Source organism: Ulvibacter sp. 2210JD10-4 (assembly GCF_058148525.1).
Map to the genome: position 1 here is coordinate 368,768 of NZ_JBYVJZ010000004.1, position 22,731 is coordinate 391,498.

The 22,731-nt window shown below is 38.8% G+C and carries 21 protein-coding genes; 1 reads left to right on the forward strand and 20 read right to left on the reverse strand.

Annotation, left to right across the window (positions count from 1 at the left end; all coding sequences use genetic code 11):
• Positions 1-13: 13 nt before the first annotated feature.
• The 19 genes from ACY2RT_RS11790 to ACY2RT_RS11880 all read right to left on the reverse strand — a co-directional run bounded on the left by ACY2RT_RS11790 (position 14) and on the right by ACY2RT_RS11880 (position 18,450).
• The gene (locus ACY2RT_RS11790) at positions 14-1,627 is read right to left on the reverse strand and encodes a T9SS type A sorting domain-containing protein (protein ID WP_490156114.1); all 1,614 of its coding nucleotides are present in this window, start codon (positions 1,625-1,627) and stop codon (positions 14-16) included.
• 33 nt (positions 1,628-1,660) lie between these two features.
• The gene (locus tag ACY2RT_RS11795; protein ID WP_490156115.1) at positions 1,661-3,721 is read right to left on the reverse strand and encodes an alpha-ketoacid dehydrogenase subunit alpha/beta; all 2,061 of its coding nucleotides are present in this window, start codon (positions 3,719-3,721) and stop codon (positions 1,661-1,663) included.
• 1 nt (position 3,722) lies between these two features.
• On the reverse strand, positions 3,723-5,003 hold the full coding sequence (locus ACY2RT_RS11800; protein WP_490156116.1) for a dihydrolipoamide acetyltransferase family protein: 1,281 nt from the start codon (positions 5,001-5,003) through the stop codon (positions 3,723-3,725).
• Position 5,004: 1 nt separating this feature from the next.
• A complete protein-coding gene (locus ACY2RT_RS11805) occupies positions 5,005-5,604 on the reverse strand; it encodes an acyltransferase (RefSeq protein ID WP_490156117.1) in 600 nt (199 codons plus the stop codon).
• Positions 5,604-6,356: an enoyl-CoA hydratase/isomerase family protein gene (locus tag ACY2RT_RS11810; protein ID WP_490156118.1), complete on the reverse strand. Its 753-nt coding sequence runs from the start codon at positions 6,354-6,356 to the stop codon at positions 5,604-5,606. Before ACY2RT_RS11810 ends, ACY2RT_RS11805 begins: the two co-directional genes overlap by 1 nt.
• Positions 6,357-6,367: 11 nt before the next feature.
• Positions 6,368-8,863, reverse strand: a complete 2,496-nt coding sequence (gene paaZ / locus ACY2RT_RS11815) for a phenylacetic acid degradation bifunctional protein PaaZ (RefSeq protein ID WP_490156119.1) — start codon at positions 8,861-8,863, stop codon at positions 6,368-6,370.
• Between the two features lies 1 nt (position 8,864).
• Positions 8,865-9,467 carry a short chain dehydrogenase gene (locus ACY2RT_RS11820; protein WP_490156120.1) on the reverse strand — a complete coding sequence of 201 codons (603 nt, stop codon included), beginning with the start codon at positions 9,465-9,467 and terminating at the stop codon, positions 8,865-8,867.
• A 4-nt stretch (positions 9,468-9,471) separates the two neighbouring features.
• Positions 9,472-10,683: a 3-oxoadipyl-CoA thiolase gene (pcaF, locus tag ACY2RT_RS11825; RefSeq protein WP_490156121.1), complete on the reverse strand. Its 1,212-nt coding sequence runs from the start codon at positions 10,681-10,683 to the stop codon at positions 9,472-9,474.
• A 64-nt stretch (positions 10,684-10,747) separates the two neighbouring features.
• Positions 10,748-11,113, reverse strand: coding sequence for a four helix bundle protein (locus tag ACY2RT_RS11830; RefSeq protein ID WP_490156122.1), 366 nt, complete (start codon positions 11,111-11,113; stop codon positions 10,748-10,750).
• Between the two features lie 31 nt (positions 11,114-11,144).
• Positions 11,145-11,552 carry a PaaI family thioesterase gene (locus ACY2RT_RS11835; RefSeq protein WP_490156139.1) on the reverse strand — a complete coding sequence of 136 codons (408 nt, stop codon included), beginning with the start codon at positions 11,550-11,552 and terminating at the stop codon, positions 11,145-11,147.
• A gap of 19 nt (positions 11,553-11,571) precedes the next feature.
• Positions 11,572-11,952 carry a four helix bundle protein gene (locus ACY2RT_RS11840; RefSeq protein WP_490156123.1) on the reverse strand — a complete coding sequence of 127 codons (381 nt, stop codon included), beginning with the start codon at positions 11,950-11,952 and terminating at the stop codon, positions 11,572-11,574.
• A 32-nt stretch (positions 11,953-11,984) separates the two neighbouring features.
• A complete protein-coding gene (locus ACY2RT_RS11845) occupies positions 11,985-13,148 on the reverse strand; it encodes a 3-hydroxyacyl-CoA dehydrogenase NAD-binding domain-containing protein (protein ID WP_490156124.1) in 1,164 nt (387 codons plus the stop codon).
• Positions 13,149-13,934, reverse strand: a complete 786-nt coding sequence (locus ACY2RT_RS11850) for an enoyl-CoA hydratase-related protein (protein WP_490156125.1) — start codon at positions 13,932-13,934, stop codon at positions 13,149-13,151.
• Positions 13,935-14,201: 267 nt separating this feature from the next.
• Entirely contained in the window at positions 14,202-14,705 is a 504-nt protein-coding gene (gene paaD / locus ACY2RT_RS11855; RefSeq protein ID WP_490156126.1) for a 1,2-phenylacetyl-CoA epoxidase subunit PaaD, read from the reverse strand.
• A gap of 1 nt (position 14,706) precedes the next feature.
• Positions 14,707-15,462 (reverse strand): 1,2-phenylacetyl-CoA epoxidase subunit PaaC, encoded by a 756-nt coding sequence (paaC, locus tag ACY2RT_RS11860; protein ID WP_490156127.1) that lies wholly within the window; start codon positions 15,460-15,462, stop codon positions 14,707-14,709.
• A 2-nt stretch (positions 15,463-15,464) separates the two neighbouring features.
• Positions 15,465-15,749, reverse strand: coding sequence for a 1,2-phenylacetyl-CoA epoxidase subunit PaaB (paaB, locus tag ACY2RT_RS11865; protein ID WP_490156128.1), 285 nt, complete (start codon positions 15,747-15,749; stop codon positions 15,465-15,467).
• A 10-nt stretch (positions 15,750-15,759) separates the two neighbouring features.
• Positions 15,760-16,716 (reverse strand): 1,2-phenylacetyl-CoA epoxidase subunit PaaA, encoded by a 957-nt coding sequence (paaA, locus tag ACY2RT_RS11870; protein WP_490156129.1) that lies wholly within the window; start codon positions 16,714-16,716, stop codon positions 15,760-15,762.
• Positions 16,717-16,744: 28 nt separating this feature from the next.
• A complete protein-coding gene (locus ACY2RT_RS11875; protein ID WP_490156130.1) occupies positions 16,745-17,818 on the reverse strand; it encodes a 2Fe-2S iron-sulfur cluster-binding protein in 1,074 nt (357 codons plus the stop codon).
• A gap of 53 nt (positions 17,819-17,871) precedes the next feature.
• The gene (locus tag ACY2RT_RS11880) at positions 17,872-18,450 is read right to left on the reverse strand and encodes a TetR/AcrR family transcriptional regulator (protein WP_490156131.1); all 579 of its coding nucleotides are present in this window, start codon (positions 18,448-18,450) and stop codon (positions 17,872-17,874) included.
• A gap of 208 nt (positions 18,451-18,658) precedes the next feature.
• On the opposite strand from ACY2RT_RS11880, the gene ACY2RT_RS11885 reads away from it, so the two are divergent.
• Complete coding sequence (locus ACY2RT_RS11885; protein ID WP_490156132.1) at positions 18,659-20,407, forward strand: aromatic amino acid hydroxylase; 1,749 nt, start codon at positions 18,659-18,661, stop codon at positions 20,405-20,407.
• A gap of 143 nt (positions 20,408-20,550) precedes the next feature.
• On the opposite strand, the gene ACY2RT_RS11890 is transcribed toward ACY2RT_RS11885, so the two are convergent.
• A partial coding sequence (locus ACY2RT_RS11890; protein ID WP_490156133.1) for a T9SS type A sorting domain-containing protein occupies positions 20,551-22,731 on the reverse strand: 2,181 nt, incomplete at its 5' end.

Here is a 22,731-nt window from a genome sequence, read left to right on the forward strand (position 1 = left end):
TAAAACCAATACATTATTTCTTTACAACTTTAACTGCTCTTTTGAAACCGTTTTCAGTAGTAATTGTTACAAGATATATACCACTATTCCAATTAGATGTTTCCATTGTTAATTGTAGTTGGTTGTTATAATTTTCAGAAAAGAGCTGCTGCCCTATCATAGAATAAGCTGAAACAGATATTATTTCTGTATTACTTTCAATCCGCAATTCATTACTTATAGGGTTATTGTAATAGATAGATGTATTCAGTCCAAATTCGTCTACAGCAAGAACTTCATCTATAAAGTTTTGAGCATAAATTTTAGGCTCAACACTTTTTTCTTCAATAAAAACTGCTACACTCTGATTGTTTACCGGTTTTGTATAATGAATTCTACTTTTACTTGCAGCAAAAGTAGCAACAGGTCTGGATTCTTCCAACCAAACAAAATTTCCGCTATCGTCTAAATACACTACACCAAGTTCTACAGGAGAGACTCCGTTGTCAATTCCACTCTTCAATAAGAATAAAGGAGTCTCATTTTTTAAATGAAGAGGCCCCGTATGAACTTTATCTTCTCCTAATGCGTATACTACTTTTGCATTGTCAGTAAATTGGCGAGCACCAGAATCCTTATCAAATTTCTGTACTCGTTCGCCTTTGTCACTTTGAGAAGTATCTGTATAGGTGCAAATTGCCCAAATGTATTGAGAGCCCGGGCTAAATGCAATCTCGGTATCCATTTCGTAATCAGTTTCATTTGTATCAAAATCCACCCCGTTTATCCCCCATGGTAAAGTTCCATCTGCATTTATGCGTTGCAGGTAGGAATCAAAACGAAGTCCCGGTGATGCCTTATACCCCATATATACTACATCTCCATCTTGCAAACCACTATACGTAGTATTGAATACAGTTCCTTTATCTGATAGCTGTGTGGGCGTACCCCATTGAAGTACTCCATCACTATTATAACGTTGTGCGTAAAGATTAGAGTTTATACCAAAGGTGAGGCTATGGAAAACCATAATATAATCTCCATTGGATAATTCGAACATATTCGCCGGAACTGTATCATTACCTCCATTTACTACCGGTTGAGTTGCCCCCCAAACAGCATTTCCGGAAGCATCATATTTCTGCATGACACTTTCTCCTGAAGGAAACCAGGATACAATCGCTTCACCAGAGGATAATGGCAGTACTGTAACTGCAAATCCGGAACCCACATTAACCCCGTTTGGACCCCATAAGTGATTCCCGTTACTATCTAATTTAAAAACATAAGCAGGGTCACCCCCTCCTGTTCCTGTAACACCTATATACAAATTGTCATTTTCATCAGTTACAATACTCCATATAACGGTAAAAGTACTCATAGGAACAGTATCACTAACAAGCATCCCATCACTTCCAAGCATTTGCGTTCCGTCTACATCCAATATTTGTAACCTCAATTCGAAGTTAGTTGGTAATGATAAAGCTTTCCAAAAAACAACATATGTCTTTCCATCTGAGGTTCCAATTGCTTTCATATCGCCTCCTGCAGAATCAACAACCAGTATATTAGCGGCTGTATCCGTAGTCCATTGAGCATTTGCAATAATAAATGCAAACAATGCAAAAAGTGTAATTAATGTTTTCATAAGCCTATTTTCTGATTATGAGATGTAATGTACTCAATATTCCAATAAGGAAGTTATTTTCATCTTCACTTTTTCTACGGAAGGAATCATGGTTTGTTCTAAAGTTGAGTTCAATGGAATCGCAGGCATATTTTCTGAACCGATTACCATCACTGGCGCATCCAAAGATTGAAAACACTCCTCTTGGATTTTACCCGCCAGTGCTCTTGAAAAACTATTTTCTGAAGGCTCTTCAGTAACTACTAAACATTTTCCGCATTTTTTCACACTTTTAAAAACAGTATCATAATCCAATGGGTGCAGAGTTCTAAGATCAACAACTTCAATACTGTCGTTCATTCCTAATTCTTCAGAAGCATTTAATGCCCAATGTACCCCCATGCCATAGGTAATTATAGATAATGTTTCCGCTTCTTCTTGTTTCCAAATTTCCTGTAATACCCACGCTTTCCCAAAAGGTAGTATGTAATCTTCTGCCGGTTCAACCGAAGTAGCTCCTTTGGTGCCCGGCACCTTACTCCAATAAAGACCTTTGTGTTCAAATATCACCACCGGATTTGGGTCGTAATAAGCAGCTTTCAGTAAGCCTTTTAAATCTGCTCCATTACTTGGATAAGCAATTTTCAATCCACGAATATTTGTTACTACACTTTCTACAGAAGATGAATGATAAGGACCACCGCTTCCATAGGCTCCAATTGGTACACGCAGAATCATTGATACAGGCCATTTTCCATTAGAGAGATAGCAACTTCGGCTAACTTCTGTAAACAATTGGTTGAGTCCCGGCCAAATATAATCCGCAAACTGAACCTCAACAATAGGTTTTAATCCAACAGCACTCATCCCAACCGTAGAACCAACAATAAAAGCTTCCTGGATAGGTGTATTGAACACCCTGTTATCCCCAAATTTTTGTGCTAAGGTTGCTGCTTCACGGAACACACCGCCAAGTCTTCCACCAACATCCTGTCCATATAATAAACATTCCTTATGTTTTGCCATCAATTCTTCAATGGCAAACAAAGCGCAGTCTACCATAACTACCTTTTCTGCTCCTTCCAGAGTACGGGTCCCTACTTCTTCAGTAATTTTGGTAGGAGCAAAATCATGAGTGAATAAATCTTCAGGTTTAGGATCTTCCGCCTGTAATGCTTTATCCAAGGCGTTTTTTACTTCTTTTATAGCTGAATTTTCAATTACTGAAAGTTCTTTATCTGAAAAACCATTCTGAAGTAACAACTTTCTCAGTTTTGGGTATGGGTCCCTACTTCGAGCTTCATCCAGATCATCCCGGTACCATTCCATTCGGACTCCTGAAGTATGATGGTTGAGCAAAGGAACTTTGGCGTGTACCAAAAATGGCCTTCGCTCTGTACGAATTTTTTGAATGATGCTTTGAAGAGTGGTATAACTTTCTTCAAAATCGGTTCCATCAATTGAAACGGCTTCCAAACCATGAAAACCTGCTGCATATTCATAAGCATTTTGCGCCCTGGTTTCTGCTTCATTAGCACTAATATCCCAGCCATTGTCCTGCACCAAATAAAGTATAGGCAACTGTTTTAACGCCGCCATTTGAAAAGCCTCTGCAATCTCTCCTTCCGTCACTGAAGCATCACCAAGAGAACAAACAACAAAAGGTTGTTCTTCTTTAGTATTGTGTAAATTTTCAGATTCTTTATACCAAAACCCCAAAGCTACTCCGGTCGCCGGAATGGCTTGCATTCCCGTTGCACTGCTTTGATGTGGAATCTTAGGTTTATCATCATCCCGTAAACTTGGGTGACAATAATAGGTTCTTCCACCGGAAAAAGGGTCATCTCGTTTTGCCAATACCTGAAGCATCAACTCATATGGCTTCATCCCTATGGACAATAACATAGCATCATCCCGATAATATGGAAAAGCATAATCCTGAGGCAGTAGCTGAATCCCCAATGCAGTTTGAATTACTTCATGGCCACGGGAAGTAGCATGTACATATTTTGAAACTACTTTGAAATTTTCTTCATAGACCTCAGTAATCGCTTTTGCGGTACAAAGATTTGTAAACGCTTTTTTAAGTATGTCTTTGTTGATCTTTTTGCTCATTCTAAATTTTTCTGTCAATAGCAAACTGTTCCATATAATCTGCAATCCTTCGCAAAAAAGAGCCTGCCAAGTAACCATCTACAATACGGTGATCAAACGACAATGATAAATACATCATATGGCGGATCTCTATAGTATCTCCATCTTCTTTTTCCATTACTTCAGCTCGTTTCTTAATGGTTCCTGTTGCGAGAATTGCTGCTTCCGGCTGATTGATAATTGGAGTTCCCATTAAGCTCCCAAAGGTTCCTACATTACTAATTGTAAAAGTACTTCCGGAGGTGTCATCTGCCTGCAATTTGTTATCTCTTGATTTTCTAACAAGCTCATTCGTTGCTACTGTAAGTTCGTATAAGGTCTTTTTATCTGCATTTTTAACAACCGGAACAATCAAATTTCCTGAAGGTAAAGCAGTTGCCATACCTATATTGATTTCCTCTTTAACAATGATATTCTTTCCATCTAAAGAGGAGTTGATCATTGGAAAATCTTTAATTGCCTTTGCAACACAATCAATAAACAACGGTGTAAAGGTGAGTTTTTCGTTGTATTTTTTTTGAAAATCACTCTTAACTGCATTTCTCCAGGTTACCATTTCGGTTAGGTCTGCTTCTACATAGGCCGTTACGTGAGGCGAAGTATGCTTACTGAATACCATATGGTCAGCGATCATTTGTCGCATACGGTCCATCTCCACAACTTTTCCTTTTCCTTTATCAAATTTTAGGTCCGGAATTTTAAGTCCTGACGATTCCGTAACAGGTGTTGCAAATTTGTAGGGGCGTCCATCAGTGATGTAGGTCATTACATCACTTTTACGTAATCGTCCTTTTTTGCCACTAGCCGGTATACGGGCCAACTCATCATAACTAATATGATGTTCTTTTGCAATACTTACTATCAATGGAGAGAAAAACAAGTTTGAATTTTGTTTTGCTTCCTTTATATCACTTAAAGTGGTTACTTCTTTTCTTTTAGAAGGTATCTTTACAACTTCTTTTTTACTATCAGGTTTCTGTCCTCGTGAGGACCTTGCCTCTGCATCTGTCCTTATAATTGCAATTACCTCTCCTATTTGTATTACATCATTGGGGTTGTATAGGAGTTTTTCAACTACTCCTGAAACCGTTGAAGCAACTTCAGAGTCAACTTTGTCTGTTGCAACTTCCAATAAGGGTTCGTCAATCTCTATAGTATCTCCAGCACTTTTAAACCAAGTAATAATGGCAGCCTCAGTAATACTTTCGCCCATTCTGGGCATTTTAAATTCAAATTCTGACATCCTATTCTTTTCTCTTAATCTCCTGTAGTGTTTTATAAAAATCTTCCTGTAAGGGTCTAATCTTCGGAATCTCCCGAAGTGCATCTACCGCTCGTAAAGTCTCATGACAGTCACTGGGTAATCGCTGATATAGCTTGGTTCCGGCAGTTTTCCATGTGATCATTTCGTCTGAAACATCTTTGATGACTTTCGCCGGATTTCCAATAATTAGTTTTCGCTTCGGAAAAACAGTTTCAGCTTTTACAAAACTCATGGCACCTACAATACATTCATTACCAATTTCAGCATCGTCCATAACAACACTATTCATTCCTATCAAACAGTTTTTTCCCAGGTTGGCACCATGAATTACTGCTCCATGACCCACATGTGCACCTTCTTTAAGTATAATCGACTTCCCCGGAAACATATGTACTGTGCAGTTTTCCTGTACATTCACACCATCCTCTAAAATGATCTCCCCCCAGTCACCACGTATGGCAGCGCCGGGCCCTATATAGCAATTCTTTCCAATAATAACATTTCCGGTTACTGCTGCCAGAGGGTGTATAAAACTACTCTCATGTACAACGGGAATATGTCCTTTGAATGAATATATCATTATTTAAATCGCTTCAAGGTTTCTTTGGTAAACTCTGAAAGCACTAACCGCCCACTAATAGCAGCTCTTTCAGCTAATAATTGATCCCAATCTTCAGTTCCCTGCCACATCACTTTTTTCATCTCTTTCATCGCTTCAGGATTATAATTGCACAAATTTTCAGCAAATGTTTGAACAGCTTCATCGAGTTCCTCTGTAGAATCATATACTTGTGCATATAGCCCTTTCTGGCGTGCCCATTCAGCATCGTAAAAACTATTAGCGTCAATAGCGATCTGTGACATTCCTGTTAAACCTAACTTGCGTTCAACGGCAGGTCCTACAACAAAAGGTCCAATACCTACATTCAACTCACTTAACTTGATGGAAGCAAATTTTGAAGCCATACAGTAATCCGTTGCCGAAGCCACTCCAACTCCTCCTCCAACTGTTTTACCCTGAATACGGCCTATGATAAACTTTGGACATTTACGCATAGCATTTATCACATTGGCAAATCCGCTAAAGAAAACCCGTCCCGTTTCAGGATCATTAATATTGATGAGTTCTTTAAAACTTGCTCCTGCACAGAAGGTCCTGTCTCCACCACTTTTTAAAATGATAACCTTTACTTCTTCATTAGCTCCGGCTTCATTGATAGCAGTTACCAATTTTTCCAAAATATCACCAGGTAAGCTGTTATGTGCAGGATGAAAAAACTCTATGGTTGAAATTCCATTTTGTATGTCTTGTGTTACGTAAGGTTTTGTCAATGTATTTTATTTTAAATTAAACCAAATTGTCCGAAGTGATGATTGAGGTGTTTTCGCTCCAGCAAATAGCAATCAAACTTTCCTAGATTTCCAAAAACAGCATTTTTAGTTGTTGCTTCTGGATTGTCTTTAAAAAACTGAAGGTATTCTTCTCTGGCTTCCAACATCATCTTTTTTGCAGTTTCCATATCTGGATGTTTCAACTCTTCTATTTTTGATTTTTCAGCTAAGGGAAAATCATATTCCTTTGGCATTGGCTTGTAATTATAGAGTGTTTCCTGTACCTTATCCATATATTTTTCAGGTGTGGAAAATTCAAAATCCTGAATCTGTCCTGCTGATATCCTATAGGTATATTCCAAATGCTCAATCATATGCTGAGCACTCATTGTGCCCCATTGAGTTTTACTATCCTCAGTAAGTTTTCCTAAACATTCTGTTATTTTTTCCAAAGTCATTTCAGTAAAAACAATTTGCTTTTTCTGAACCATCGTCAAAATAGTGGCAATAGCTACCAATTCATCTTCCACATCAAAAACCTCTACATACCATTTCACGATTCCGCTTGGTAGTTCTTTTCCTCGTTGATCTCGGTCAATTTTTTGTTTACACGTTAAACGGACGTATACCGTATCGTTATGATAGATTGGACGTAAGAATCTGCATTCTTCTAATCCGTAGTTGGCTGCTACCGGCCCTTTATTAGGATATACAAACAATCCCGCTGCTGCTGCCAGAATGAAATATCCGTGAGCTGTACGTTTTTCGAAAATACTTCCGTCGAGTGAAGTAATGTCGGTATGGGCATAAAAATGATCCCAGGTGAGATTTGCAAAATTCACTATATCGCCATCGGTAATGGTACGCTTATGTGTTCTTAAAGACATTCCCGGCTGGATGTCTTCCCAGTGATATGCAAACGGATGATTGCTTATTTCTTTATATGCGCCTTTGGCTTGATAAATTCCTGTAACTTCGGTCAAAGTGGTGGGTGTTCCTTGTACTGCACATCGCTGTAAGTAATGTTTTATTCCACGCATTCCACCCATTTCTTCACCCCCTCCGGCACGTCCGGGGCCACCGTGGACCAATGCGGGTAAAGGCGAACCATGCCCGGTACTTTCCTTTGCATTTTCTCGATTGAGGATCAATATTCGTCCATGATGGGTAGCTGCTGAAACTGTATAGTCTTTGGCAATCACATTGTCATTGGTAATAATTGAACTTACCAGAGATCCTTTTCCCATTTTTGAAAGCTGAACAGCTTCCTCCAGATTTTTATAAGGCATAATAGTACTTACCGGTCCAAAAGCTTCGGTTATATGAGCCGCTTCATTTGTCAACGGATTGTCTTCCCGAAGTAAAATAGGTTTGATAAATGCCCCTTTCTTAGCATCTGCCCCTATGGTTTCCACATCATCTAAGCTTCCATAGACGATCTGTGCGGTTTTAGCAATTTTCCCTACCTGTTCTCTTACTGAATTGCGTTGTGCATCACTTACCAGAGAACCCATTCTAACTTCCTTTAAACGTGGGTCTCCAATGGTAACTTTATCCAATTCTTTTCCAAGAGAGATCTGAACATCTTCGACTAGTTTTTCGGGCACAATAATTCTTCGGATCGCGGTACATTTTTGTCCGCACTTCACGGTCATTTCCTTCCGTACTTCTTTAATGAATATATCAAATTCCGGGGTTCCCGGGACTGCATCTTCTCCCAGGATAGAAGCATTCAGCGAATCGGCTTCCATTGTAAATGGCACCGATTCTTCAATAAGTTGTGGATGATTCTTTAATATCTTTCCGGTACTTGCTGAGCCTGTAAATGTTACTACATCCTGTGATTGTACGGTATCCAAAATATTTCGGGCAGTGCCACTAATTAATTGAATAGCACCTTCCGGAAGTATTCCTGAAGCTACAATCTCTTTCACAACCGCTTCAGCTAAATAGGCTGTTTGTGGAGCAGGTAGCACTACTGCCGGCATTCCTGCCATCCAGTTCACCGCGCATTTTTCCAACATACCCCATACCGGAAAATTAAATGCATTAAGATGAACTGCTACTCCTTCTTTAGGCACCATGATATGGTGTGCCATAAAACGTCCTCCCCGTGAGAGATCAATAGGATCGCCTTCTACGTGGTATGATTGATTAGGAAATAATTTTCTGAGGGATGCATTGGCAAACAAATTTCCAAAACCTCCTTCAATATCAATCCAGCTATCAATTTTAGTGGCTCCGGTGCGATAACTTAATTCATAAAAAGCATCTTTTCTTTTGACCAGGTATAATGCCAATTTTTTAAGCATATTTCCACGTTCCTGAAAGGTCATCTTCCGAAGGGCTTCACCTTTATCCCGACCATATTGTAAAATAGAAGGAATATCTAATCCTTCAACAGTAACAGAGGTAAATTGCTCTCCTGTTATCGAATCGTATACAGGAGCGCCATCACCTTTACCGTCCAGCCACTGTCCTGTTACGTAATGTTGTGTTTTGTCCATACTAAGCTCTTATTCTAATAATTTCACCATTAATTTTTCCTTCTACAGATTTCACATAGCCATCTACCACTTTTCGCATAGAAACAGGGGTATTACCGGGAAAATAGTCTTTATACTTTTCATAGGCATCTTCTACCAGGTCTGCTGATACTACATTCACCCGAATACCACTTTCAAGCTCCAAAGCCACTGCTTTCACAAAACTTTGAATTGCCCCATTTACCATAGCCGCACTTGTAGTCATATCTACAGGTTCATCGGCTAAAATTCCGGTGGTCAAAGTGATTGAACCTCCCTGATTTAGGTAAGCGCGACCTAAACGAACCAGGTTTACCTGCCCCATCATTTTACTTTTTATCCCAATGTAAAAATCTTCTTCTGAAAGATTATCAAATTTATCCCACTTGGCATCTCCTGCAACATTGACAATAGCGTCAATTTTTCCTGTCTTCTGAAATAATTCTTTGATCGAATCTGAAGATGCAATATCCACTGTGACATCTCCCGAAGTTCTTCCTGCTACAATCACCTCATGCTTTTCGGAAAAATGTTGTGTCACTTTTTTCCCGATAGTTCCATTCCCGCCAATGATCAGAATCTTCATTTTTTTACAGATTTGCATTTTCAATTATGGAAGCATAGCCTTGTCCAACACCAACACACATGGTAATCAAGGCATAGCGTTTTCCCGTTTCCTGAAGCTCTAAAGCTGCTGAATAGGCAATACGCGCACCTGTTACTCCCAATGGATGCCCAATGGCAATCGAGCCACCATTAGGGTTAATGCGAGGGTCATTATCAGCCAGCCCCCATTCGCGAATACACGCCAAGGCTTGTGAAGCAAAGGCTTCGTTCAACTCAATTATATCTATATCATTGATCGTCAATCCCGCTTTTTTCAAGGCTTTATTTGAAGCTTCTACAGGACCAATACCCATAATGCGAGGTTCTACTCCAACAACTGCTGAAGTTACTATCCTTGCTAATGGTTTCAGATTGTATTTTTTAACAGCTTCTTCAGAAGCAATAATTGTTGCTGCAGCGCCATCATTCAATCCTGAACTGTTTCCTGCAGTTACACTTCCTTCCTTTTTGAAGGCCGGACGCAATTTTCCCAATATTTCCTTTGTTGTGCCCGGTTTAACAAATTCATCATCTTTAAAAATGATCGGGTCTTTTTTACGCTGCGGAATCTCAACCGGAACTATTTCCTTTGCCAATCTTCCACTTTGTTGCGCTTTAGCTGCTTTCATCTGGCTCCAATATGCAAAGGCATCTTGGTCATCCCGTGAAATATTGTATTTCTCCACTAAATTTTCAGCTGTATTCCCCATTCCATCCGTTCCATAGAGTTCGTGCATCTTTTGATTTACAAAACGCCATCCGAAACTGGAATCGTACATTTTAGAATCGTTCCCAAAGGCAGATGTAGGCTTGGCAATAACATAAGGACCACGTGTCATATTCTCTACTCCACCCGAAATAAATAAATCTCCATCTCCTGCTTTAATGGCTCTATTGGCATGAATAATAGCAGAAAGTCCGCTGCTGCACAGTCTATTGACTGTTTCACCGGGAACGGTGAATGGCAGTCCTGCCAGCAGCAGCGCCATACGTGCAACATTGCGATTGTCTTCACCGGCCTGATTGGCACATCCCATGATCACATCTTCAAATGCTTCTTTGGGAATATTCGGATTTCTTTTTACAATTTCAGAAATCACCAAAGCGCCCAGATCATCTGTACGTACGGTACTCAAAGTACCTTTATAATTTCCTATTGGAGTTCGTACTCCATCTATAATATATGCTTTCTTCAAATCCTAAATTTTAAATGTAAAATTTAAAAGGTCAAAGTTATAAATCACTTTAAAGTTTTAAATTTTAGAGTCTTTTATTAGTTGTTTTTATACTCACTGTAAAAATAGCAACAAGCTCTTTACATTCTTCTGTTATACTATTAAATATAGTCTTTTCATCTATCAAATTAGCCTCTGCTAATATTTGTAAATTCACCTGAGATTCTCTTAGCTCTTTCAAAGAAATCTTCATCTTATGAATAAAATCTCTTCGTGATTCTGCACTCTGAGCTTCTCCATAGTTCAACGCCGCAGAAGTAACCGAACGAATAAGCTGTTTGATCAAATGTTCTGTTGCAAAATTTTTTTTAAGCATTTCTGTATTCAAAATAATGCTTGCTGAAAACTTCACCAATCTATCTTGCAAATCATATTTTTTACTACTTTTCACTTAGTATATTTTACATTTTTCGGTTTAGCGTTCAATCTTCCCAATCTTTACTGGTTCTATATACAATACCTTTAAACAAAGCCACTAACTCTTCTCCTCTTTTTACTTCGATTACATTAAAGCCCAATTTATTATTTACTTTTTCAATAACCGATTCTGCAGTAAGATAATCTCCTTCTTCCAGGGCTTCTATATGATTTACAGAAGTTTCAATGGAAACCGCATACTTTCCATGAGTATTTGCTGCAAAACCGAAAGCTGTATCTGCCAATGAATAACTAATACCTCCATGGGCCTTGTACATACTATTTAGCATTTCTTTCCTGATGGCCATTCCCACCTTGCATCGCCCAATCTCACATTCTAAAATCTCTATTCCCAACCACTGACTAAAAGCGTCCTGAGACAACATTCTATATGGAATAGCCTTTGGGTCCATTAGTTTTTTAGCCTTTGAGTCATCTTCCATTTAATTTTTTCTTCAAATAATTTTTATATGAGGTTATCATTTTTGACAACTCTGTTATTAATTCTCGATTCTGTTCATCTTGTTCCTCAGTAATAAAATTTCTAAGCCTCGCTTTTGTACTACAAACAACACATTCATGAGCGCTATCCCATGCCATTTGCAAATAACGATTGAAATTCGCATCAGAACTTGCAGAGCCTTCGGCTATATTATTAGCGATAGAATCAGCTGCTTTAATAAATTGAGAACCTAATCTATACCTCTCTTCCTTCGGAAAAGTATTTATTTGATCATTTACTAATTCTCCAAAATAAATAGCCTTTTGGTATATCTTTAGTTCTTCGAATTTAAAATAATATTTACTCTTCATTACTCCTCACAAACTAAAAACTCAATAACTCCTCAACTAAAAAAAGTTTTTCCTTCACTATTCATTTTTCGAAGTAACGAAGAGCAACGGTATCGATCCTCATGATATTCATGGTATAATTCGTCCATTTTTGATACACACCAATCAATTCCTTTTTCGTCTGCCCAAGCTAACAATCCTTTCGGGTAATTAACCCCTTTCGTCATGGCATTATCAATATCTTCTGCTGAAGCAATATTCAAGAATAAAGCATCTGCCGCTTCATTGATGAGCATTACTAAAACTCTATCAAAGATACTTTTTGCCAATAAATTATCTTCTTTTGGCTGATGATTTAATGCTCCTTCTGAATAATCATAATAACCTCTTCCCGTTTTTCTTCCTAAATAGCCTGCTTCACTAAACCGCTTTTGAGTGAATGAAGGCTTGTACCTCGGGTCATAATAAAATGCTTTAAATACGGTCTCGGTAACGGTATAGTTCACATCGTTCCCAATAAAATCCATCAATTCGAAAGGCCCCATTCTAAAACCTCCTTTAGTCTTTAAGGCCCAATCTATAGTAGCAAAATCTGCAATCCCTTCTTCATAAATTCGTAAGGATTCTCCATAAAAAGGTCGTGCTACCCGGTTTACAATAAACCCGGGAGTGTCTTTAGCCACAGCCACTGTTTTACCCCAATTCTTAATAGTTTCCACTGAAGTTTTCAAAACAGATTCAGAAGTCTGAATAGCAGGAATTACCTCAACCAGTTTCATCAAAGGAGCAGGATTAAAAAAATGAATTCCCACACAGCGTTCCGGTTTCTGTAATACTGAAGCAATAGAAGCTATTGATAATGATGAAGTATTGGAAGCTATAATACAATTTGTAGAGACATAACTTTCTAATTCCTGAAATACTTCTCTTTTGATATCTAAATCCTCAACAATGGCCTCTATTGTGAGGTCAGAATCTGACAGTTCTCTCAATGCATCTACGTATTGAATGTTGTTTTGAATACGATTTTTTTCAGTAGAGTCAATACGCTCTTTCTCGACCAAGCGGTTCAGAATTTTATCCAAACTCTTTTTTGCTTTGTCTAAGGCTTCAGTTTTGGTATCGTATATTTTAACTGAACATCCTGCAGTAGCAGCCACTTGTGCAATACCACTTCCCATAGTTCCGCTTCCAATTATTCCAATGTTTTTGATCATTTATTTGCCTTTAAAAACAGGTTTTCTTTTCTCAACAAATGCTGTAACGCCTTCTGTGTAATCGTCACTTTGAGCTGCTTCAATTTGAAGTTTTGACTCCATTTCCAATTGTGTATTCAGGTCATTTGTCAATGATTTATTCAACAGTCTTTTGGTCATTCCCAATGCTTTGGTAGGCATATATGCCATTGTTTCTGCAAGAACCAGAACTTCAGCATTAAAATCTTCCGGGCTAAAAACTTTGTAAACCATCCCAAATTTTTCGGCTTCTTCTGCAGAGACTTTGTCTCCCAGCATCATAAGTGCAGATGCTTTTTGAAGGCCCACCAGTCTAGGTAAAAAGAACGTCCCGGCACTATCGGGAATTAACCCTATTTTACTAAATGCCTGTATAAAACTTGCTCTTTCTGAAGCTACCACTACATCACATGCCAAAGCTATATTGGCTCCCGCACCGGCTGCAACTCCATTCACTGCTGCAATGACAGGTTTTTCAATGGCCCTGATCCTTTTTATAATAGGATTGTAATGTTCTTCAAGTATTTTTTTAAAGCCGGGATTAAGTTCGGGTGAAGTAACTTCTTTAAGGTCCTGACCTGCACAAAATGCTTTTCCGCTTCCTGTAATCACTATTGCTCTTACTTCGGGATTGAGTTCACAAGTATCCAGTTCATCCTGAAGTCGTAATGCCATCTCACGATTGAAGCTATTGAATACCTCCGGCCTGTTGAGTGTTATCCACGCTGTTTTGTTTTCAATTCTAAGTTCAATTGAATTATTGCTCATACCTATTATTTTTCTTTATTCATTTTTTGCTTGTCCAAAAAATGAATCAAAAAAGGACATCTTTTCCAAGGAATTTTTTTCAGAATTACTTCTGAAAAAACCAATTCCAAAACTCCGCGTTGCTTTGTTTCCTGAATCTCGGAGCTTTTGCACATTTATTCTGTGGAAAAGGGTTTCAAAATTTCAAATTATAACACCAACATATATTGGATTTGATTTTAACCTTCTATTGATAAGATACAAATCTAACAACAAAGTGGCTTATGACTATTTCAAACATTTGAAGTAGTCAAAAGGTTCCTGACACTCATTGCACTGGAACAATGCTTTGCATGCTGTTGAACCAAACTGACTTACCAATCGAGTATTTGTACTTCCACAATTGGTACATTTTACAATTTTTGCGTTTCTGAGTAAAGCATCTTTATCTGCTGTCTCCTCTAAAGGAGCGGCAATTCCATATGCTTCCATTTTTTGCTTACCTGCTTCACTCATCCAGTCTGTAGTCCAGGCAGGAGAAAGCACCAATTCAACTTTAGCCTCTTTCCCCACTTTGGCAAAAGCTGCTTTTAGGTCATCTCCTATCACATCCATAGCCGGACATCCGGAATAGGTAGGCGTTAATTTTATATATACAATTTTGTCAATTTCAATAGCTTCACGAATAACACCCATATCCAGGACCGTTAACACCGGAATTTCCGGGTCTGAAACTGTTTCAAGAACAGGAATCAATGTCGTGTCTATATTTGGCTGTAGATCGATCGTCATATTACCAATTCATATTTGGGTATGTTCGTTGCATATATTGTAATTCGGCTAATATATAGCCCATCTGCTCTGTATGCACACCTTCTTTTCCTCCTTTAGCAAAATATTTATTTTCAGGCACCGTAAGCGTGGCTTCTGTAAGTATTTCTGAAACTTGTTTATAATATTCTTCCCTGAGTTGAGAGACATTCACTCCTATTCCTGCTTCAATCACAATCGCATCATCATTTGTCACCTGAAACAGCTCGTCTGTATAACGCCATAATTCATCAATAGCCTCCTGCATTCTTTCATGACTCTCATCAGTACCATCTCCTAATCGTTTGATCCAATCTCCCGAAAAACGATGGTGATAACTTACTTCTTTAATTCCTTTTTTGGCAATGGCCGCTAATTGTTCATCGCTACTATTTTGTAGTTTCTCCATCAATAGCAAATGGAAAGTATCAAACAAAAATTGGCGTGCTATTACATAACCGAAATGAGTATTGGGCTGCTCCACCAACAAAACATTTCTATATTCTCTTTCAATGCGTAAAAAAGCAACATCGTCTTCGGTTTTATTATTCCCAGCTATTTTAGCCGCATACTGATAATAACTTCGTGTTTGTCCAAATAAGTCAAGGGAAATATTGGTTAAAGCAATATCTGTTTCCAGATTAGGGCCATGACCACATAACTCACCTAAACGCTGGCCCAGGATTAATGAATTATCTGCTATACCCAGAATGTAATTATATAAATTTCCGTTTTTCATAATTACATATGTTTTAACTCATCCGGTAATTCATAAAAGGTAGGGTGGCGATATATTTTATCTTGTGCAGGTTCAAATAATTCTCCATTATCCTGCGGATTTGAAGCAGTAATATGTTTACTTTCCACTACCCAGATGCTTACTCCTTCGTTACGACGTGTATATACATCACGGGCATTTTCCAATGCCATTTCTGCATCGGTAGCATGCAGGCTTCCAAAATGCCTATGTTCCAAACCATTTTTGCTTCGAACAAATACTTCCCATAAAGGCCAGTTTTTTTTCATAATTTATATTTTAACTTGCTTTTGCTACTTTTTTCTTTTCTTGTTTTTCGGCATGGGCCATTGCTGCATCGCGTACCCAGGTTCCATTTTCCCAAGCACTTACACGTGCATTCATGCGTTCTTTATTACAGGGACCATGTCCTTTTACTACTTGCCAGAATTCATCCCAATCAATTTCTCCAAAGTCATACTTCTTTGATGTATCATTCCATTTTAGGTCCGGATCTGGGATTGTAATTCCTAATATTTCTGCTTGCGGAACTGTTTGATCGATAAATTGTTGACGTAATTTATCATTTGTTTTACGTTTTAATTTCCATTTCATCGATTGCGCTGTATGAGGCGATTCTGCATCTCTTGGACCAAACATCATTAAACTCGGCCACCACCAACGATTGAGTGCATCTTGCGCCATTGCTTTTTGTTCTGGAGTTCCATTACAAAGTGTCAGCATAATCTCATATCCCTGACGTTGGTGAAAACTTTCTTCTTTACATATTCTAACCATTGCCCGTGCATAGGGGCCAAATGATGTACTACATAATGCAACTTGATTAATAATAGCTGCACCGTCTACCAACCACCCAATAGCACCTATATCTGCCCACGTAATTGCCGGATAGTTAAAAATAGAGGAGTATTTTGCCTTACCCGTATGAAGTTGTTCATACATTTCTTCTCTGGAAATTCCCAGAGTTTCAGCTGCAGAATACAAGTACAAGCCGTGGCCACCTTCATCTTGCACTTTTGCCAAAAGAGCGACTTTCCTTCTTAATGAAGGGGCTCTCGTGATCCAATTACCTTCTGGCAACATCCCTACTACTTCTGAATGGGCATGTTGTGATATTTGACGAATGTGAGTCTGTCTGTATTTCTCTGGCATCCAGTCTTTTGGTTCGATCTTTTCATCACGTGCAATCCGTGCTTCAAAGATCTCTTCTAAATTCTTTACTTCTTTTTCGCTCATAATCCTATTATTTAGAACTTTTTACTTCTTAGACGTCGTAGTCTACTTTTACACTTTCAGATGTTGGAACCGATTGACAACTTAGCACAAAATCTTGTGCCAATTCGTCTTCCTCCAACGCATAATTAATTTTCATCTCTACACTACCTTCTACAACTTTACACTTACAAGTACTGCAAACGCCTCCTTTACAGGCAAAAGGCAGATCTGCCCCTGCTCCTAAAGCTGCATCCAGAATGTTATCATACTCTTTGGTCATAGTAAAATGGAAGTCTTTCCCTCCGTCTACAATGGTCACCTTAACACCTTCCACATTCTGCTGCGCCAGACGTTCTGCTCTCTTTTTATCTTCTTCGGAAAGTCCTGTAATGAATAATTCGAAATGAATTAGGTCCTTAGGCAATCCTGCTTTTACCAAATAGTCACTCACATAATTTACCATATCCTCAGGCCCACATAAAAACACCTCACTGGTATCCGGAATATCAATAAATGTTTTAGTTAACACTTGCATCTTCTCATCATCAAAACGTCCATTGAACAGATCTATATCTCTTTTTTCTTTTGTTAAGAAATAATAAATCTCCAGCCTTCCGAAATAGGTATTTCGGAGCTGTTCCAATTCTTCTTTAAAGATAATCGATTTAGCTGTTTTATTTACATAAAACAACTTACAAGTTGCATTTGGTTCTACTGCCAAATGTGTCTTAATCATAGACAGTATAGGAGTGATTCCGCTTCCTGCACTAAAAAACAAGTAATTCTTAGGCTTTCCCAATTGTGTTTCCACCCCAAAGGTCCCACTAGGAGACATCACTTCCAAACTGTCACCGGGCTGTAATTTAGTATTCACGTAAGTAGAGAACTTACCTTCCGGGATTTGTTTTACGGCGACCTGCCATGTATTTTCCAGCGGACTTGAACACAAGCTATAGGAACGCCGGGTATCTTCACCATCGATATCCGCTTTTAAAGTAAGGTGTTGCCCTTGGCGGAATTTAAACTCTGAAGTAAGTTCTTCGGGAATATCGAATGTAACTACCGAGCAGTCACTGGTCTCTTTGTAGATTTCCTTGACTTTTATTTTATGAAATTTTGCCACTTTATTTTTTTGTTTGGAACACAAAACTAACGTTTGTTAGTTAGATTTGCAAGTTAAAGTTTGTTAACGATTCCGTTTAAAAAAACAGACACCATATCCTTCTTTAAGACATTGACATCAAGCTTTCCGCGTTTTTGGCACCAAAGGTATAACGTTCGCAATGTTGAAAGGATAGAGAAAAGGATCACTTCGGGATGACATGGTTTAATATCACCTGTTTTGATCCCTTGCCTGATAATATTCCGGAAGTTTTCTTCATAATCTTCCCGCATTTTCACAAAGGCCTTTAAATCTTCATTCTCCAAATGCATCCAATCATTGTTTAGTGCGGCTAATCCTTCTGAATGATTTACCGTAATATCGATATGTAGCTCTATGATCTTTTTGATCTTTTGAATTGGAAAAGTCTTTTCCTCTACAACTGTGTTCATTCCATTTGTAAATTCATGAGCCACTTCTAAAACCAATGTAGAAAGAATTTCTTGCTTACTGTTTATATGATTATAAAGGCTTGCAGCTTTAATTCCCATTGCCTGGGCGATATCCCTCATTGAAACAGCACTATATCCTCTTTCTTTAAAAAGATGGGAAGCAATTTTAATTATTTCTTCTTTTCTAGATTGCGTTTTCATGGATATGCAAGATACTAATTCTACGACGAAATTTGCGTTAGGGATTGAAGTAAACTACCCGTCTTCACAGAAAGGATGCAGCCAGACAGACGCGTAGTACTGAAAGCCCGGTCCTCTGTTTTTGTTTTTTTAAAACAAACAGAGGAAACGCCCAAAACTTTACTATTTATTATTCGGTTTAAAGATAAGTTGCTACTTTTGAAAGCTTATGAAAACGCAAATAGAAACCAACGAATTGCTGGAACGACTCCCCCCGCATCTGAAGCAATATATTAAACCTCAGGATTATGAGCAATACACGCCCATTAATCAGGCTGTGTGGCGGTTTGTATTGCGAAAAAATGTTGATTACCTAAGCCAGGTAGCTCATGAAAGCTATTTGGAAGGGCTTGAAAAAACAGGTATTTCTATTGATGAAATTCCGTCTATGTATGGAATGAATCGTATTCTGAAAGAGATTGGCTGGGCAGCTGTTGCTGTAGATGGGTTTATTCCTCCAAATGCTTTTATGGAATTTCAGGCATATAAAGTTTTGGTAATTGCCAGTGATATTCGTCAATTGGAAAACATTGAATACACCCCGGCACCGGATATTATTCATGAAGGTGCAGGGCATGCCCCCATTATTGCCAGTCCTGATTATGCTGAATATTTGCGACGGTTTGGGGAAGTAGGCGCTAAGGCCATTTCGAGTGCTCATGATACAGACATGTATGAAGCAGTACGTGAATTATCTATTTTGAAAGAAGCAGATGGAATCCCTCAGAAAAAAATTGATGCAGCCGAACGAAAAGTGGAAGCCTTACAAAATAAAAAAGTGGAATCTTCCGAAATATCTTTGATCCGGAATCTACATTGGTGGACTGTAGAATACGGAATGGTTGGAAGTGTTGAAAATCCAAAGATCTATGGTGCGGGGTTGCTTTCTTCTATTGGTGAAAGTAAATGGTGTATGAAGAAAGAAGTGAAAAAAATTCCCTATTCCATCAACGCTGCATATCAGGATTTTGATATTACCAAACCTCAACCTCAACTATATGTTACTCCGGATTTTGCTTATTTACAGGAAGTTCTGGAAGAATTCGCCAATACTATGGCAGTGCGAAAAGGTGGGTGGCGCGGATTAAAAAAACTTATAGAGTCCAGGCAGTTGGGTACCATAGAGCTGAGTACCGGTTTGCAGGTAAGTGGTCATTTTAAAAGAATGATCCAAAATGAAGATAATGAGGTGGTGTATTTTGAAACAGAAGGAAAAACGGCACTTTCTTACCGGGAAAAAGAAGTGATTGGCCATGGTGTAAGCAGGCATACGAACGGATTTCGGTCTCCATTGGGAAAATTGAAGGGCATTAATTTGGCCATTGAAAATATGGGCCCCAGAGATCTACAAGCCTATGATTTTTATGACGGAAAACCTATTGCTTTTGAATTTGAAAGCGGAATTACCGTGGAAGGGCTTAATGTTACAGGAATGCGAAACCTGAGAGGAGAATTGATGTTGATCCAGTTTACAGATTGTACCGTAAAATATAACGATGAAATATTATTCTCTCCTGAAATGGGAGGTTTTGATATGGCGGTAGGGAAAGAAATAGTCTCGGCATTTGCAGGTGCGGCAGATTATCTGTCCTTTGATCTGGTAAATCATGTGAGTAGTAATAAAACCATTAGAGTAAAACTATCTGAAAAAGAAAAAGAGTTGAACGGAATGTATAAAGAGATTAGGGAAAACCGAGAAAACCGACTTGACATTCCAAAGGCGTTAGAAGTTTTCGAAAAGATAAAAGTTTCACACCCCGATGATTGGTTATTACCACTGGAAATCTATGAGTTAACACATTCAGAAACCGTTTTAGCGTATTTGACAGATCTAAAAACCCGTTGGCCAAAAGTGGCTCATTTAATTGATGACGGCCTTTTACTTATTGAAAAACAAGCTACAAAGCCTTTATTGTAATTATGGGAATATTCGGTTTTTTATTTGAAAATAAGAACAAAAAAGCCGGAGTCTTTTAGAAAGAAGCAGCTATCATTAAAAAAGCCTCTCTCATTTATTTGAGAGAGGCTTTTATTTAGGTTTAATCTATCGTGTTAAAACAACTATTCTTTGATTAATTGTTTTGTAACCTGACCTTGCGGCCCTTGGATCAATACTACATAGGTAGCTGAACTTAACATAGAAATATCAAGCTCTTTTTCTACACCCATATTAGTAAGGTTGACCGTTTTGATCAATCTCCCCATAAGGTCATAAATAGCTACATTTTCCAGATCAAGACTCTGCGGATTGCTAAGCATCACATAGTCTGTTGCAGGACTTGGATATAATACCACACTTGAGATATCTGCATTGCTATCACCAATACCCAAAGTAGTATCTACAGTGAGCTCGAAAGTACAGGTAGCTGTATTTCCTTCATCATCTGTAGCAGTTAGTGTGATGGTATAAGTACCGTCAGGTAGCAGTGTACCCGGAGCCGGATCTTGAGTAAAGATCGTTACAGGGTCGGTACAGTTGTCTGTTGCTGTAGCCTGTCCTGTAGCAAAATAATCCGGTACTGTATAGAACAGATTTCCTGGTCCCGGATCAACAGTTTGATCGGCCGGACAGGTAAGTTCTGGTTCCAGCATATCCACTACAGTTACTACAGCAGTACAAGTACTTAGGTTTCCGTTTACATCCTGTGTAAATACCTGTACGGTTACCGGAGTTCCAATATCGCTACAATCAAAGTCAGTAATATCTACTGCCGAGGTATCAATACCACAAGCATCATCATTAGAAGCGATCACATCAGCAGGAGTAATAGTAGCGGTACCATCAGCTCCCAGTTCCAGAGTAATGTCCATACAGACAAGGTCCGGAGAAGTTATATCTTCTACTGTTACTGTAGCGGTACAGGTAGATGAGTTTCCATTGACATCCGTTACGGTAAGAGTTACCGTGTTATCACCTATATCATCACAATCGAAAGTGTCGACATCAAGATCATAACTGGCAATACCACAAGCATCTGTAGAACCACCGTCAACATCACTACCTAAGATAGTTACCGTTCCGGCAGCATCTAATTGTACGGTAATATCCATACATGCTACCACAGGTGCTGTTACATCTTCTACGGTAACGATAGCAGTACAGGAAGATACATTCCCGTTGACATCGGTTACGGTAAGTACTACAGGATTGTCTCCAACATCACTACAATCAAAAGTATCAATATCAATACTCAATGATGCTATGCCACAATTATCTGTTGAACCACCGTCTACATCGCCGGCTACTATCGTTGCATCTCCATTGGCATCGAGTTGAATGGTGATATCCTGGCAAACAGCCATAGCCAGTTCGTTATCGGTTACTGTGATATCGAAAGTACATACTGTAGTATTTCCACTAGAGTCTGTTGCTGTATATTCAATTGTAGATACTCCTACCGGGAAGGCACTACCACTTGGAAGGCCACCCGTTTGAGCTACAGTTACCGTACAATTGTCAAGCGCAATAGCATCCGGGAAAAACACTTCAGCACTACACTGACCGGGATCTGTATCTGCAACTTTATCCAGAGGACAAGCAATTAGTGGATCGATGTCATCAATTACAGTTACAATTGCCACACAAGTACTCACGTTTCCGTTCACATCAGTTACAGTTAAGGTAACATTGTTTGGCCCTAAATCTGCCTCACAAGTGAAGGTATCAATATCGATAGCCAGAGAAGCAATTCCACAGGCATCTGTTGAACCGCCATCTACATCGGCAGCACCAATTGTTACACTACCTGATGCATCCAATTGTACAGTAATATCCTGACATATAGCTACAGGAGCTACATTATCTTCCACAGTAACTGTAGCGGTACAGGTAGAAGAATTTCCATTCACATCGGTTACTGTTAAGGTTACCGTATTAGCTCCTACATCACTACAATCAAAGGTACTCGGTGATACAGCCAGTGAGGCAATCCCACAAGCATCATTCGATCCATTATCTACATCTGCTGCTGTAATAGAAGCATTTCCTGTTGCATCCAATTGAACAGTAATATCCTGACAAAGTGCTACAGGAGCTACATTGTCTTCTATTGTAACTGTTGAAGTACAGGTAGAAGTGTTTCCGTTGTTGTCGGTTACTGTTAAGGTTACCGTATTGGCTCCTACATCACTACAATCAAATGTACTTGGTGATACCGCCAATGAAGCAATTCCACAGGCATCATTCGATCCGTTATCTACATCTGCTGCTGTAATAGAAGCATTTCCTGTTGCATCCAATTG